Genomic DNA, 14,569 nt, shown 5'->3' with positions numbered 1-14,569 from the left:
CCCAGCGCCGGTCTCCCACTGCACGGGCCGGTTCTCAGCTTCGTCCCAGCCGGGCCGACAGGTCATCTAACGATGCCGACAGGGGGCCGGGGCGAGATGAGTGCTGCGCAGAGACGGCGGGTCAGGGGCGGTCATGCCGCGCCCGCGGCCCGCCGCGGCCTGGCGCCGGTGGCCGGCGCGGCCGCCACGGTCGCCGGTGCCCTCGCCTGGCTGGCGCTGCGCGACCCGCACGGTCCCGTGCCGCCCGGCTACGCCGCGGGTCTGGCAGCGACGGCCGTGGCGGCGTTCGCCTGCCACCGCATCGGCTCGATGATCGTCCTGCCCCGCCCCGTGCGGTCCTTCTGGAAACGCCTGTCGCACACCGCGATGGCGCTGTTCCTGGCCAGTGCGACGGCGATCTGGGAGATGCCGGACACCCACCAGCGGGGCATGCCGCCGTTGGTCGCCGCGCCGCTGCTGGTGGCGGTCGCGCTGGCGGTGATGGGCTTCCTGCAGCTGCCGCGCGTGGCCACCTCCGCCCTGCGCCGGACCCAGCTGGCGCTGGACGGCGCCACCGTCGCCATGGCCGGGGCCCTGATCTTCTGGTTCGGGGTGCTGGACCTCGCGCCCGCGGGCATCGCGCGCAGCACCCAGGTCGGGGCCGCGCTGGTCGGAGTCGGTGGCCTGCTGGCACTCGTGGTCATCGGCAAGGCCGCGTCGAGCCACGACAGCCTCGTGCCGATCCCGTCGCTGCGTACGATCGCGGTCGCGCCGCTGATCGCGGTCATCGCCGCCGCGGTGCAGGTCGTGGGCGACGACGCGAGCCGCCTGATGCTCCTGGCGCTCGGGATGCCGACCGTCGGCACCATGCTGAGCGTCGCGGCGTACCTGCAGTTGCGGGGGCTGGACCGCCCCGCACCGCCCCCGGGCCGCGCGCGCTGCGTGCTCAGCTCGGTCCTGCGGGTGATGCCGCTGGTGGCCGTCGCGGGCACCGCCATCCTGGTCATCACGGTCTCGGCCCGGCAGCTGAACTGGCACCAGCGGGCGCTGGTCACCGGCGCGGTGCTGATCGTCGCGTGCGTCGCCGCCCGGCAGCTGCTCGGCCTGCGGGAGCGGGCGCGGTTGCTGTCCGGGGTCCGGGCGAAGCAGGCCGAGCTGGAGCACCTGGCGATGCACGACCCGCTGACCGGGCTGGCGAACCGGGCCCGGTTCAGCGCGGTGCTGGCCGAGCGGCTGGACGCCCACCTGCCCGCCAGCGTGCTGCTGATCGACCTGGACGACTTCAAGATGGTCAACGAGACGCTGGGCCACGCCGTCGGCGACCAGCTGCTCTACGAGGTGGCGCAGCGGCTGCTGTGCGACAGCGCCCCGGGTTTCGTGCCCGCCCGGCTGGGCGGCGACGAGTTCGCGTTGCTGCTCGACGTCGACACCCCCGACGCGGCCGAGCAGGCCGCCGCGCGGATCGTCGCGGCGCTGGCGGTGCCGTTCCGGGTCGGCGAGCATCACCTGCTGGCCCACGCCAGCGTGGGTGTCGCCCCGGCCGAGCCGGGCGAGCGCGCCGACGAGGTGCTGCGCAACGCCGACATCGCCATGTACGCGGCGAAGGACGCCGGCAAGGCGTCCTGGGCCCGGTTCGAGCCGCGGATGCGCGCCGAGGTGGTCAACCACGCCCGGCTCGGCTCCGAGCTGCACAACGCGCTCGTCCGGCGCGAGCTGTACCTGCTGTACCAACCCGTGTACGACATCGTGACCGGGCAACTGGCCGGGGTGGAGGCGCTGGTGCGCTGGGAGCACCCGCAGCGCGGCAACGTCCCGCCGGGCGACTTCATCGGGGTGGCCGAGCGGTCCGGGCTGATCGTGCCGATGGGCTCGTGGGTGCTGCGTACGGCCTGCCGCCAGCTGTCGCGCTGGCAGGCCGAGTACGGCGGCGCCGCCATCGCGCGGATCAACGTCAACGTGGCCGCCCGCCAGCTGCGCGAGGCCAGCTTCGTCGACGAGGTCACCGCGGTGCTGCGCGACACCGGACTGCAGCCGGGCAACCTGGTGCTGGAGGTCACCGAGTCGTCGGTGCTCGACGGCCCGCACGTACGGGAGACCCTGGAGGCCCTGCACGAGCTGGGGGTCCGCCTCGCGCTGGACGACTTCGGCACCGGGCAGTCGTCGTTGAGCCTGCTGCGGGCCGTGCCGGTGGACGTGCTGAAGCTGGACAAATCGTTTGTCGACGGCATCTGTGAGGGGGCGGACCGGGGCCGGCTGGCGGTCGCCGCGGCGGTCGCGCAGCTCGCCGAGTACCTGCAGCTGTCCGCGGTCGCCGAGGGCATCGAGAGCGCCGACCAGATGAACCGGCTGCGGGAGATGGGCTACCGGCTCGGGCAGGGCTTCCACCTGGGCCGGCCGCTGCCCGCCGACGAGGTCGGCGCGATCATGGCGCGTTCGGTGCCCGCCGACGGCACGCTGGACGGCACCGCTGGGGTCGTGCGGGTGGCCTGAGCAACGCCGGCCGTCCGGCCCGCCCGGCGTGGGCGGGCCGGACGTCCGGGCTCAGGCCGGTACCTCGTTGCGGTCGCCCGCCCACAGCGTGTGGAACGCGCCGGGCTTGTCGACGCGGTGGTAGGTGTGCGCGCCGAAGAAGTCACGCTGGCCCTGGATCAGCGCCGCGGGCAGCCGTTCGGCACGCAGGCCGTCGTAGTACGCCAGCGCCGACGCGAAGCCGGGCGCCGGGATGCCCTGCTGCGCGGCCGTGGCCACCACCCGCCGCCAGGCGTCCTGGGCGCCCGCGACGGCGTCCAGGAAGTAGTCGTCGACCAGCAGGCTGGCCAGGCCGGGCTGCTTGTCGTACGCCTTGCGGATGTAGTCGAGGAACTTGGCGCGGATGATGCAGCCGTCGCGCCAGATCTTCGCCATGTCGCCGGGGTCGATGTCCCAGCCGTACTCGGTGCTGGCGGCCTGGATCTGCTGGAAGCCCTGCGCGTACGCGACGATCTTGGAGGCGAACAGCGCCTGCTCGACGTCGGCCTGCAGGTCGGCGCCGCCCGCACCGGCCGTCGCGGACGGGCCGGGCAGCCCGGCGGCCGCCTGGCGCACCGCCGGGTCACCGGAGAGCGCGCGGGCGAACACCGCCTCGGCGATGCCGCTGACCGGCACCCCGAGATCCAGGGCGGCCTGGACGGTCCACCGGCCGGTGCCCTTCTGTTCGGCCTGGTCGACCACCACGTCGACGAACGGCTTGCCGGTCTCGGCGTCGGTCTGGCTGAGTACCTCGGCGGTGATCTCGATCAGGTACGACCCGAGCCTTCCCGCGTTCCAGCCCCGGAAGACCTCCGCGATCTCGGCTGGCGAGTGCCCGCCGGCCCGCCGGAGCAGGTCGTACGCCTCGGCGATGAGCTGCATGTCGGCGTACTCGATGCCGTTGTGCACCATCTTGACGAAATGCCCCGCGCCGTCCGGGCCGACGTGCACGCAGCACGGCTCGCCGTCGACCTTGGCCGCGATGTCCTCCAGCAGCGGGCCCAGCGCCGCGTACGACTCCGGGGAGCCGCCGGGCATGATGCTCGGGCCGTGCAGGGCGCCCTCCTCGCCGCCGGAGACGCCGGTGCCGACGAAGTGCAGCCCGCGCTCCTTCAGCGCGGCCTCCCGGCGGCGGGTGTCGGCGAAGTGCGCGTTGCCCGCGTCGATGATCATGTCGCCGGGCTCCAGCAGCGGCGCGAACTCGTCGATCACGGCATCGGTCGGCTTGCCCGCCTTCACCATGATCACCACGCGCCGGGGGCGCTCCAGGCTCGCCACGAACTCCTCGGCACTCTCCGCGGGCAGAAACGTCCCCTCGTGGCCGAACTCCTCGACGAGTTCCTTCGTCCGGCCATAGCTGCGGTTGTGCACGGCGACCGTGTGGCCGTGGCGGGCGAAGTTGCGGGCCAGGTTGCGCCCCATCACCGCCAGGCCGGTTACGCCGATCTGAGCCTTCTCCGTCATGAACGTCCTTCCTCCGCGCGAGCGCCCGGACACCGACACTGACTCCGGGCTGCTCGCAGGCCACTCGACGCCGGTGCGTCGGGACACGCTCATTCTTACGTGTCAGCCGCGCCCACAGTTCGAGTCTGCCCGCCTGGTGGACCGCCGCGCCCGGCCCGAGCGGGGGGCCGGGCCGGGCGGGGCGGCCCGATCAGCCGCCGGGGCCCGCGCTCACTTGGCGCGGGTGCGCGACGCTGCCGAAGGCGAGGCTGCCGAGCGGGGTCACGACGCCCGGCTGGGGCGCGCCCAGCTCGGCCAGCGCGGCCACGTAGTAGCGGACCAGGCCGCGGCTGGTGCCCGGCTCGCGCGAGACGCCCGCGTCGAGCCGCGCCCGGGCGGCCTCCGGGTCGGCCACCGCCAGGTCGGCGGCGAACAGGTCGCCCCAGATTCGCGGCGGTCCGCCCACCGCCGCCCGCAGCTCCTGGTCGCGGGCGGCGGCGGCCGTGGGCGACGCCCGGTACAGCGACCCGAAGGTCAGCGGCAGCAGCTGGATGCCCACCACCGACTCGGGTCGCGGGTCGAACCACGTCGCGTAGTCCACCTTCGCGTCCCAGACGATGCCCGCCGGGGTGTGCGCGTACCCGGCCGGTCGTTCCAGGTTTTCCCCGAGCCAGTACAGGCGCGCGGTGGCCGCCTCCATGGCGTAGTGGGTGGCGCCGAAATCGGTCAGCGCCGCGTCGCCGCGCACCTGGCCCCAGCGGGTCACCGCCTCCCACGCGGCCACCGCCTCGCTGGACGACTCCTGGTTGTTGCCGTCCGCGAATGGCGCGAAGCCGGACGCGGCCGAGCTGCCGAGGTAGGCGTTGAACGAGCGGAACGGCGGGAACCCGCCCCCGGCCTTGGGCACCGCCCGGCTCCCCGCGAAGTCCTGGACGAGGAGGTCGACGACCCCGCCGTAGTCGCGGGCGAAGCCGGGGTCGGCCGCCGCCAGGACGGCGGCGGCGCGGACCAGGTAGCCGTACTGGAAGTGGTGGTCGTTGTAGTCCTGGCTGCCGAACTCGGCCGGGACGGCGATCAGGCCGCCCCAGCTCCGGTCGTAGCCGAGATACCGGGCGTCGGCCGGCCCGGAGTAGGTCAGCCAGTCGACGAGTTGCGGCGCCAGCCGCCCCAGCGCGGCCTGCCGCTGGCCGGTCGCCCCGATCGCCTGGGCCACCTCCGCGATCGAGGCGAGCCGCCCCAGCTCCTTGAGTCCGAAGTAGCTGCCGCCCGCCCCGGGCTTGTCGGCCAGGTCGCGGTCGAGGTCGGCGAGGACGGCGCGGCGTTCCCGCGTACCGACGTCCACCCGCGGTACGCCGGTGAGCAGTCCGGGCAGTGGCACCCGGACCCGCACCCGGTCGGCCTCGACGAGCGAGAGGGTGCCCCGGGCGTCGGGGTACGTACCGGCCAGCGGTGCCGGGCCGGTCACCAGGCCCGCGCGCTGGTGCGGCAGCAGCGCCCACAGCCCGCCCCGGCCGGACGCCCGGGTGGCCGTGAGGGTCTGGGTGACCGTCCCGGACCCGGCGTCGTACGCCATCGCCGCGCTGGTGTCCACCACCGGTTCGGCGGCGGCCGTGACGGCCTTCTCCCAGCTCGCCGCGTCCGCCCCGTCGGGCACCCGGGCCACCGCGACCTGCGGGTCCTTCGCGGTGAGGGTGCCACCGGACAGCGTGAGGCCCGAGCCGACCACGTCCCAGCGCTGCCCGGCGATGTCCAGCCGGGCGAGCCCGCCGCTGCTGCCCACGTCGCGGACGGCGCCTCCCGCGCTCAGCCGGGCGGTGGTGCCCCGGAACCGCAGCCAGGCGACCGGGCTGCCGGACGCCACGGTCAGCTCCACCGTGCCGCCACCGGCCAGGGCGACGCGCAGCACGACGTGGAACGCCCCGTATCCGACGACGCTGGTGGCGCCGGCGGCGTCGGTGCCCAGTGCCGGGACGAACGGCGTGGTGATGGCGTTCGCGCTGGCCGTGACCGGGGCGCTGCTGAGCTGTACCCCGTCGCCGGTCACCCGGGCGGCCAGCGGGTGCGCCCACATCGGCTGGGTGCCCGGGCCGGTCAGCGCCGAGCTCCACCACTGGTTCGTCGGCAGGGCCCGCCCGTGCAGCTCGCCCGCCTGGGCCGGGGCCTTGCCCGGCGTCGCCGCGCCTGGCAGCGTCGCGGCCACGCTGCCGCGACCGGTGCCGCCGGGCACGGCGACCCGGGTGTCCGCGGCCGCCTCGGTGACCGGTCCGACGGCCGCCACGCCCGGCGAGGGGCCGCGGCGCGCGGTGCCGCGGTCGGCGGTGCAGGCGGTCAGCAGGCCGAGCGCCAGGATCGCGGTGAGCAGGCGGCGGCTCACGCGCTGTTCACCGCCGGGGTGTGACCGACCGCGGTCGTGGTGTCCACGACCACGTCGAAGCGCAGGCCCGGCACCAGGGTCCGGACCGTGTCCAGGTCGTCCTGCGCGGGTTTGAGCACCACCGTGATCAGGCCGGCGGTGTCGGTGGGCGCCGCCGCCGCGGTCACCTTGGGCTCCACCCGGTCCAGCGTGGTGGTGATCCGGCCGGGCAGGCCCGGACCGTCCACGTAGGCGGTCATGCCGAGCCGCAACCGGCGCAGGACCTGCGCGGGCACCTCGACCACGAAGGACATCGCGGCCGGGTCGTAGAGGGTGACGACGGGCTCGCCGCCGCGCGCCACCTGGCCCTGCGCCACGTTGATCTCACTCACCAGGCCGGTGGCCGGGGCGCGCAGCTCCTCGATCCGGGGCGGGCTGCCCGGGGTGGTGGTGACGGCGAGGCTGGCCAGCCGCGCACCGCCCGCGACGGCGGAGCCGTCCTGCACGTACACGTGCTCGACGATGCCTGCGGCGGCGGAGCCGACCGGGATGGGCTCGGCGTTCAGCACGGCCGTGCCCACGTCCACGAACGCCCGGTCGGCGAGGCGCTGCCGGACGAGGTGGGTGCCACCGATCCCGGCCGCGGCCAGCAGGATCAGCACCACGACGATGGTGCGGATCACCCGCAGGGCATGCCACAGGCGTGGCCGGCGCGGGCCGGTGGGCGGCGGAGCCCCGGTTTCGCTCGGTTCGGCGTTCTCGGTGGCGGCGTCCTCGGCGACGGGGGTCTGATCGAGTCCGGTGTCGCTGATGATCGTGCTCATGACAACGTCCTTCTTGGCCGGACGAGCGGCCCGGCCGGGTGTCGGGTGAACGGCGGCCCGCGGGCGCCGCTCGGGGGAGGGGGTGGGACCCCGGGTGGCGGCGCTGCCGCCCGGGGCGTCTCAGGCGGCGCTCACGCCGGCCGGCACGGGGGTGTTCGCGCTGCTCACACCGGTCTGCCGGGGAAGGGCGGGCGCCGGGGGCGGCGGCGCATGCCGGATGCGCCCGCCGGTCACCGATTCGAGGATCATGCGGCCGAGAATCAGGACGATCATCGTGGCCCACCCGACGGAGAGCCAGGTCGGCGGCGGGTCGGCCATGACGATCAGGCCGACCGTGATCGCGGTGACATTGAGTACGAGCAGAGCGACGTGGGGCATGACCGCCCACAGGGATCGGGTACCCGTGCCGGCCGAGTTCGTCACCTTCCACGTCGCGGGTTTGTTGCGCACCACCGCCCACAGTGCCCGCAGGTGCACCGGCGCCGCGCCGATGCTGGCCACGATCGCCGAGGGTTTGAACCCGCCGGACTGCAGCCACGTCACCAGCAGCACCATCGCCTGGAAGGGCAGGTAGTGGGTGGCCCACACGAAACCGTCCGCCCGGATGGGGCTCAGCGCGAACAGCAGGTACAGCGCCGGGAACAGCATGAAGGTCATCATCGCCAGCGACAGCAGGTAGTGCGTGCCGCAGAACAGGTACTGCAGCCGCTGATCCAGGGTCAGGCCGGAGCCGCGCTTGAACAGCCTTCCGCGCAGCAGGATCTCGAAGCCGCCGCTGGCCCAGCGCAACTGCTGCTTGAGGTACGACGACACGTCGTAGGGCGCCAGCCCCCGGGCCAGCACCTGCGGCACGTAGATCGACGTCCAGCCGCGTTTGTGCAGCTCGATCGAGGTCCAGATGTCCTCGGAGTTGCTGCCGGTCCAGATGCCGCCGATCTCGTCGAGCGCCGCGCGCCGGAACATGACGTTGGTGCCGACGCAGAAGGCCGCGTTGAAGTGGTTCTTGCCCGGGCAGACCAGCTCGTAGAAGATGCGCTGCGCCTCGGCGGAGCCGGTCGCCACGAGATTCACGTGGTTGGTGTACGACTGCGGCGACTGCACGAACGCCACGTCCGGGTCGACGAAGTGCGGCAGCACGCTGAGCAGGAACCCCGGCTCGGGCACGTGGTCGGCGTCGAAGATGACCGCGAACTCGCCGTCGGTCCGGGCCAGGCCGGCGTTGACGTTGCCCGCCTTGGCGTGCTGCCCGCCCGGGCGGCGGAAGTAGCCCGCGCCCTCGGCGGCGGCGATGTCGCGCAGCTCGTCGCTGTCACCGTCGTCGAGCAGGTACGTCCGGTGCGGCAGGTCCATGGCCAGCGCCGCGCGCACGGTGCGCCGCACCAGCTCCGGCTCCTCGCCGTACGCGGTGATGAAGACGTCGATCGAGGGAACCTCGGCGCCCGCCCGCAGCCGGTTTCGCCAGACCGTGACGTCCACGGGCTCGCTGCGGTCGTCGTGGGCGAGGATCGTCCACCAGGTGCCGATCAGGTGCAGCGCCGTGAGTCCCTCGGCGGTCAGCATCGCCAGCCACAGCCAGGTAGGTCCGCGGTAGGCCGGGTTCAGCAGGAACAGCTGATAGAAGACCGTGGCGACCAGCGCGCCGATGATCGCCACCCGGGTGGAGCGCTGCAGCGGCCGCCAGGCCAGTGCGGCGCCGGGGCGGCTCGGGGGTGCTGATGGGGCCGGCATGTCGAAGCTCCTGGGACATCGGGAGGGGCGCCCGGGGGTTCGTGCGCCACCAACCAGCGAACAGGAATCTCCGCGCATTCGCGAGCGGTGCGACACACATTTCTTTCAGGTGACATTGATCGATCTATTCAGCCTGTTTTCGAGCGCGTGAACAAAGGCACCGTCGAGTTCGCACCGTCCATCGCGGACCGGCCGATGAGCAGCGAGTTCGTCGCTGACATTGACGTTAAACCGAACCGACGAGTAACAAATTTTCACGATGTGCTGGTCGTCGCTCGTGAGGCAGCTAACACGGGGCTCCCAGGGGTTGGAACACAGTTTCCGCGTACTCGAAACATGCCCTTAATCGAATGCCCGCCGAACTGTGATCCGCCCGCCCCGGGCGGGCCAGCGCAACCCGAAGATCTGCCCGGCGGTACGCTCACCGGCATGGCCGCCGGGACCGGGCCGCGATGAAGCGCGGCGAGATCTGGACCATCGGCAACCGCACCGACCTGCGCTACCGCGTCCTCGTTCTCTCCGCGGACAGCTACAACGAACGCGGCAATGCCTCGCCGTTCTGCGCGCCCATCGTGCGCCAGCGGGGCGCCACCCAGCTGCCGCCGTATGCCGTGGCCCTCACGGAGCAGGACCCCATCACCGGCGTGGTCGTGGTCAACCGGATGCGCCGGCTGCCCGCCGCCGTCGGCGCGGAGCGCATCGGCATGGTGACCGGAGCCAGCATGGCCCGGCTTGCCGAAGCCATGCGCGAGCTCTTCGAGATCTGAGCGCCCGCCCGCCAGATCCGGCCCCGCCCGCCCGATCGGGCTGCCCGATCCGTCGCCCGGTTGGGTGATCGGCGCCGAGGACCCACCGCAGGTCGACCGTGCTTGCGTGAAAGGGGGATGTCGGCGAGGTCCGCGCAGGCGTATGCAATAAGCCGATACCACCGAGGCAGGAGGGGCATGAGAGGCGCTCACACGTACGCCGGGCCGGCGGACACCAGGTCAGCTGGCTGGCACCCGGCCGCGGAGCCGCCGCGCGCGACCCTCGACCGGGCCGCCGTCGGCGTCGCCGCGGTGCGCCGCCGCGAGCCGTGGCTGGCCACGGTCCAGCAGGTGCTCGACGCCATCCCGGGCGCCGCCGCGTTCCTCGCCCCGGTACGCGACCGCTCCGGCCGTCTCGCGGATCTGGTCGTCGCCGCGGTCACCCCCGAGGCGGTCAGCCCGGGCGGGCGGCGCGGCGCCCAGCTCGTCGGCACCCGCGCCGCCCTGTACTCCCCGCAGACCCTGGCCAGCGACCGGTGGCCGATCTACCAGCACGTCCTCGACAGTGGTGAGCCGGCCACGGTCGGCCCGTTCGACCACACCGGCGGCCGGTACTCGGTGCGGGTGCACCGCCTCGGCGACGGGCTGCTGATGACGTGGCTACGCCACGACGCGCCCGCCCCGCCGGACCGGGAGGCCAGCACCGAGCTGCGCCTTGCCGAGATGGAACGCGAACTCGCCGAGCACCGCCGCGACCTGGCCGCCGAGCACGAGATGGCGGTCCGGCTACAGCACATCATCCTGCCCATCCCGGAGGGGCCGATCGAGCTGCCCGGACTGCGGGTCGCGGTGCGCTACCTGCCGGCGGGCCAGCAGAGCCGGGTCGGCGGCGACTGGTACCACGCGGCGGCGCTGCCCGACGGCTCGGTGCTGCTGGCGGTCGGCGACGTCGCCGGGCACGGCACCCCCGCGGCGACGTTCATGGCCCAGCTGCGGCATGCGCTGCGCGCCCTGGCCGTGACCACCACGGACCCGGCGCGACTGCTCGGCCACCTGAACCGGCTCACCTGCGACCTGGAGCGGGAGAACCCGGAGATCTCCGCGACCGCGGTCATCGCCCGCTACGAACCGCAGCGACGGGTGCTCACCTGGGCGCAGGCCGGGCACCCGCCGCCGGTGTTCAGCCACGCCAAGCGCGCGGCGGCGCTGGAGCGCCCGCCCGGCCCGGTGCTGGGGGTGGTCGAGGACGCCCGCTACGTCAACGCCACGCTGGAGCTCGACTTCGGCGACATGCTGCTGTTCTACACCGACGGGCTGATCGAGGACCGGCAGCGCAGCCTCGACGAGGGGCTGCAGGCGGTGATCGCCACTGTGGACGAGGCCGTGGCGGCCTCCTCCACCCACCCGCTGATCCAGCTCTTCGACCGGTTCCGCCGGCCCAACCCCGAGGACGACACCTGCATCCTGGCCATCCGGCCGCTCACCGGCCTCACCCGGGATCTGCGCCGATTCGCCACGCCGCAGATAGTCTCGGGGCCGACCCGGTAACGTCGCCGGTGTGGGTCATGACCTGGCACGGTTCACGGCCGCGCAACGAGACGTGTACGCCGGTGCGCTGGCCGAGCTGCGTGCCGGCGCCAAGCGCGGCCACTGGATGTGGTTCGTCTTCCCGCAACTGGCCGGGCTGGGAAACAGCCCCACCGCGCAGCGGTACGCGATCGCCTCGCTCGACGAGGCCCGCGCGTACCTGGCCGATCCCGTGCTGGGTCCCCGCCTGGCCGAGTGCGCCCGTGCCCTGCTGGCCGTCGAGGGCCGCACCGCCACCCAGATCCTCGGCTACCCCGACGACCTGAAGTTGCGCTCCTCGATGACCCTGTTCGCGCGGGCGGCCGACGACCCGCGGCCGTTCCAGGCGGTGCTGGACCGCTTCTACGACGGCGCGCCGGACCAGCGCACCCTGGACCTGCTCGGTCAGACGGGTTAGGGCGTCGGCACCTTGAACGGGTCGTGGCCGGTCAGCAGCTGGTCGATGCGGGCCTGGTCGACGCGGCGCACCACCGTGCTGCTCTCCTGCTGGTCGCGTACGACCTTGGCCAGGGTGAACGCCGAGGTCACCAGGTACAGCATGCCGACGGCGAGGAACGCGCGGATCCACGCGCCGACGGGCAGGTACACGATGCCGACGCTCACCGCGACCATCGAGAGTCCGAACGAGGCCGCGGCCTGAACGAAGAACGCCGGGGTGGACTTGCTCTGGGAGTTCGTTTCCATGACGGGGAGTCTGGTCCGCCGCGCGGCCCCCGCGACTGAGTCCGGGTACTCAACACGGTTGCGTACCCGGGACCGGGATACGGCAGCATGGGCGGATGGCGGACGTCATCGTGCTGGGCGGCGGCATCATCGGGCTGACGGCCGCGGTGCGGCTACGTGAACGCGGCGCCACGGTCGCGCTGTGGTCGCCCGACGACCCCGCGGCTACCACCTCCGCGGTCGCCGCGGCCGTCTGGTATCCCGTCCGCATCGACGGCGGCCCGCGCGTGCTCGCCTGGGCCACCGCCACGTACGCGGAGTTCAGCCGGCAGGCCGACGCCGGGGTGCCCGGGGTGATGCTGCGTGCCACCCGCAACCTGGAGTGCGGCCCGGACACCGGCCCACCGTGGTGGGCGCCCGCCGCCGGGCAGGTGACCTCCGGTCCGGCGCAGCCGCCGTGGACCCGGGAGATCCGGTTCGTGGCGCCCCTGGCCGACATGGGCAGCTACCTGCCGTGGCTGCGGCAGCGCTTCGTGGACGCGGGCGGCCGGATCGTCCGGCGCGGCGTCCGGCACCTCGACGAGGCCCTGGTGGAGGCGCCGGTCGTGGTGAACGCCACGGGACTGGGCGCGGCCCGCCTGTGCGGCGACCCGGCGCTGTGCCCGGCGCGCGGGCAGGTCGTCCTGGTCGCCAATCCCGGCCTGGACACCTCCGTGCGCGCCGCGGGCGACCCGGGCACCTATGTGCACCCACGCGCACACGACGTGGTCCTCGGTGGCACGTGGGACGTCGACGAGTGGGACACCCGGCCCGACCCGGCGGTCAGCGAGGCGATCCTGGCCCGGTGCGTCGCGCTGGTGCCGGAACTGGCCGGCGCGCCGGTGGTGGGGGAGCGGGTCGGTCTGCGCCCGACCCGGCGGGGTGGCCCCCGGGTGGTGGCACAGGACTTTCCGCTGGGGACGGTGGTGCACGCGTACGGTCATGGCGGTGCCGGGATGACGCTGTCGTGGGGTTGCGCCGACGAGATCGCCGCGCTGGCCCTGCCGGCCTGACCGGCGTCAGGCCGGGGAGCGCAGGCCCGCGAACGTCACGGGCGTGCGCAGCGCGAAGCCCAGCTTCTCGTAGAGCCGGATCGCGTTCGTGTTGTCCGCGGCCGCGTGCAGGAACGCGGTGTCGCCGCGCTGCCGGATTCCGGCGGCGACCGCCCGCACCAGCCGCGCCGCGAGACCCTGACCCCGGTGGGCCGGGTCGGTGCAGACCGCGGTGATCTCCGTCCAGCCGGGCGGGCGCAGCCGTTCACCGGCCATGGCGATGAGCGCCCCGTCGCGGCGCAGCCCCACGAAGCGGCCCATCGCGAGGGAACGGGACCGGAACGGTCCGGGCCTGGTCCGGGCGGCCAGGTCGAGCATGTCGGGCACGTCCGCTGTGCTCAGCACGACCGCCTCGGGATCGTCGTCGGCCGCCATCCCGGCGTCGACCAGCTGGACGCCGGGCAGCGTGAAGGTGGTCGCCCAGCCCGGCGGCGGGGCCAGCCGGAGGCCCGCCACGAACACCTCCGCCTCGGGTCCGGTCAGCCGGGCGAGGTCGGCCCAGGCCGCCGGGTCGGTCAGGTCGGCGGCCCCGTGGAACGGCGCCACGTCCGCCGGGTAGCGGCCGGCGCGGCCGCGCACCTCGGCGAGGTGGGCCTGCGGGCCGCGCAGCGCGGCCCACACCGGGTTGTCCAGTACGGCGTCCTCGATCCGGGGCTGGGTCACGACGTGACTCTACGGAGCCCGCCCCGCCGGGTTCACGCTTCGGCCGGTGGTGAGCAAACTCGCCGGAACTTTTCCGTGCCGGCCGCCGACAGTCTGATTGGTGGTCCCGGCCCTGGGGACCGCACGAACTCAGGAAGGCGGTCCCTCGGGTGCGCAACGGATCCCGGTTGATGACGGTTTGTGCCATGGTCGGCGTTGCCGTGGCGGGTGTTGCCGGTCCGGCGCTCGCCCACGTGGAGGTCAGCGCCGACAAGAAGCAGGCCGGCGCCACCGACGTGACACTCACCTTCCACGGCGAGGCGGAGTCGAGCAAGGCCGGGATCGTCAACGAGCGGGTGGTACTGCCCAAGGGCATCGCCCCGGCCGACGTGTCGCTGGTCAAGGCGCCGAGCGGGTGGACGTACCAGGCGACCCCGGACGGCTTCACCGTCGGCGGCAAGGCCCTGCCGGTCGGCAAGGACGCCGAGTGGAAGGTCAAGATCGCCAAGCTGCCGGACGGCGAGACCCGGCTGTCGTTCCGGACGTTGGAGAGCTACAGCGACGGCTCGGTCGACCGGTGGATCGAGATCCAGGAGCCGGGTGCGGAGGAGCCGGAGCACCCGGCGCCGCTGCTGACCCTGCAGCCCGCGCCGAAGTCGGCCACCGGCAGTGCCCCGGCCCCCAGCGCATCGGCCCCCAGCGGCCCGGCCCCCAGCGGCCCGGCCCCCACCGCGTCGGCGCCGGACGGGGCCACCGCGGTGGCGGCCTCGCCGAGCATCCCGGCGGCGGACCCGGCCGGGCGCAGCAGCTCGACCTGGTGGATCTGGCCCGCCCTGGTCGTCGCGGTCGTCGTCGCGGGCGGCGCGGTCTTCGCGTACCGGCGGCGCGGCGACGCCAGCTGACTGTCACGCGTACGGTGCGCCCGATCGCCGCGAACGTCGAGTGTCCGTCGCTGTCGCCGGACGGCACCCGGGTGGTGTTCCAGGCGGCCCGTGGCGCAGACCC

At 74.0% G+C, this 14,569-nt stretch carries 12 protein-coding genes; 6 read left to right on the top strand and 6 right to left on the bottom strand.

Translation table 11 applies throughout. The features are described from left to right. The first annotated feature begins 96 nt into the window (after positions 1-96). Entirely contained in the window at positions 97-2,469 is a 2,373-nt protein-coding gene (locus tag EV385_RS00420) for a putative bifunctional diguanylate cyclase/phosphodiesterase (RefSeq protein ID WP_130507631.1), read from the top strand. Positions 2,470-2,520: 51 nt separating this feature from the next. Here EV385_RS00420 and gndA read toward each other — a convergent pair whose 3' ends face one another. The 4 genes from gndA to EV385_RS00400 all read right to left on the bottom strand — a co-directional run bounded on the left by gndA (position 2,521) and on the right by EV385_RS00400 (position 8,835). Beyond that, positions 2,521-3,951 carry an NADP-dependent phosphogluconate dehydrogenase gene (gene gndA / locus EV385_RS00415; protein WP_130507630.1) on the bottom strand — a complete coding sequence of 477 codons (1,431 nt, stop codon included), beginning with the start codon at positions 3,949-3,951 and terminating at the stop codon, positions 2,521-2,523. Between the two features lie 190 nt (positions 3,952-4,141). Next, positions 4,142-6,304: a glycosyl hydrolase gene (locus EV385_RS00410; protein ID WP_242624615.1), complete on the bottom strand. Its 2,163-nt coding sequence runs from the start codon at positions 6,302-6,304 to the stop codon at positions 4,142-4,144. Beyond that, complete coding sequence (locus tag EV385_RS00405) at positions 6,301-7,107, bottom strand: HlyD family secretion protein (protein WP_130507629.1); 807 nt, start codon at positions 7,105-7,107, stop codon at positions 6,301-6,303. The genes EV385_RS00410 and EV385_RS00405 overlap by 4 nt, the downstream gene beginning before the upstream one ends. A 120-nt stretch (positions 7,108-7,227) precedes the next feature. Continuing rightward, positions 7,228-8,835 (bottom strand): glycosyltransferase family 2 protein, encoded by a 1,608-nt coding sequence (locus EV385_RS00400; protein WP_130507628.1) that lies wholly within the window; start codon positions 8,833-8,835, stop codon positions 7,228-7,230. Between the two features lie 452 nt (positions 8,836-9,287). Here EV385_RS00400 and EV385_RS00395 point away from each other — a divergent pair, with 452 nt between their 5' ends. The 3 genes from EV385_RS00395 to EV385_RS00385 all read left to right on the top strand — a co-directional run bounded on the left by EV385_RS00395 (position 9,288) and on the right by EV385_RS00385 (position 11,565). Then, on the top strand, positions 9,288-9,602 hold the full coding sequence (locus EV385_RS00395) for a type II toxin-antitoxin system PemK/MazF family toxin (protein WP_130507627.1): 315 nt from the start codon (positions 9,288-9,290) through the stop codon (positions 9,600-9,602). 177 nt (positions 9,603-9,779) lie between these two features. Next, a complete protein-coding gene (locus EV385_RS00390; RefSeq protein ID WP_242624614.1) occupies positions 9,780-11,129 on the top strand; it encodes a PP2C family protein-serine/threonine phosphatase in 1,350 nt (449 codons plus the stop codon). Between the two features lie 10 nt (positions 11,130-11,139). Next, complete coding sequence (locus tag EV385_RS00385; RefSeq protein ID WP_130507625.1) at positions 11,140-11,565, top strand: DUF1810 domain-containing protein; 426 nt, start codon at positions 11,140-11,142, stop codon at positions 11,563-11,565. Here EV385_RS00385 and EV385_RS00380 read toward each other — a convergent pair. Beyond that, positions 11,562-11,852 (bottom strand): YiaA/YiaB family inner membrane protein, encoded by a 291-nt coding sequence (locus tag EV385_RS00380; protein WP_130507624.1) that lies wholly within the window; start codon positions 11,850-11,852, stop codon positions 11,562-11,564. The genes EV385_RS00385 and EV385_RS00380 overlap by 4 nt on opposite strands. A gap of 95 nt (positions 11,853-11,947) precedes the next feature. Here EV385_RS00380 and EV385_RS00375 point away from each other — a divergent pair, with 95 nt between their 5' ends. Continuing rightward, complete coding sequence (locus EV385_RS00375) at positions 11,948-12,883, top strand: FAD-dependent oxidoreductase (RefSeq protein ID WP_130507623.1); 936 nt, start codon at positions 11,948-11,950, stop codon at positions 12,881-12,883. A 6-nt stretch (positions 12,884-12,889) separates the two neighbouring features. Here EV385_RS00375 and EV385_RS00370 read toward each other — a convergent pair whose 3' ends face one another. After that, positions 12,890-13,585: a GNAT family N-acetyltransferase gene (locus EV385_RS00370; protein ID WP_242624613.1), complete on the bottom strand. Its 696-nt coding sequence runs from the start codon at positions 13,583-13,585 to the stop codon at positions 12,890-12,892. Between the two features lie 185 nt (positions 13,586-13,770). Here EV385_RS00370 and EV385_RS00365 point away from each other — a divergent pair, with 185 nt between their 5' ends. Then, positions 13,771-14,466, top strand: coding sequence for a DUF1775 domain-containing protein (locus EV385_RS00365; RefSeq protein WP_242624612.1), 696 nt, complete (start codon positions 13,771-13,773; stop codon positions 14,464-14,466). The last annotated feature ends 103 nt before the right edge of the window (positions 14,467-14,569 follow it).

This window comes from Krasilnikovia cinnamomea (assembly GCF_004217545.1).
Lineage (GTDB): Bacteria > Actinomycetota > Actinomycetes > Mycobacteriales > Micromonosporaceae > Actinoplanes > Actinoplanes cinnamomeus.
The sequence above is the reverse complement of the archived record's forward strand: the minus strand, read 5'-3'. Positions and strand labels throughout refer to the sequence as shown.

Coding starts and splice junctions, on each gene's coding strand:
- EV385_RS00420 (WP_130507631.1), top strand. CDS start 97: ATGAGTGCTGCGCAGAGACGGCGGGTCAGGGGCGGTCATGCCGCGCCC.
- gndA (WP_130507630.1), bottom strand. CDS start 3,951: ATGACGGAGAAGGCTCAGATCGGCGTAACCGGCCTGGCGGTGATGGGG.
- EV385_RS00405 (WP_130507629.1), bottom strand. CDS start 7,107: ATGAGCACGATCATCAGCGACACCGGACTCGATCAGACCCCCGTCGCC.
- EV385_RS00400 (WP_130507628.1), bottom strand. CDS start 8,835: ATGCCGGCCCCATCAGCACCCCCGAGCCGCCCCGGCGCCGCACTGGCC.
- EV385_RS00395 (WP_130507627.1), top strand. CDS start 9,288: ATGAAGCGCGGCGAGATCTGGACCATCGGCAACCGCACCGACCTGCGC.
- EV385_RS00390 (WP_242624614.1), top strand. CDS start 9,780: ATGAGAGGCGCTCACACGTACGCCGGGCCGGCGGACACCAGGTCAGCT.
- EV385_RS00380 (WP_130507624.1), bottom strand. CDS start 11,852: ATGGAAACGAACTCCCAGAGCAAGTCCACCCCGGCGTTCTTCGTTCAG.
- EV385_RS00375 (WP_130507623.1), top strand. CDS start 11,948: ATGGCGGACGTCATCGTGCTGGGCGGCGGCATCATCGGGCTGACGGCC.
- EV385_RS00365 (WP_242624612.1), top strand. CDS start 13,771: ATGGTCGGCGTTGCCGTGGCGGGTGTTGCCGGTCCGGCGCTCGCCCAC.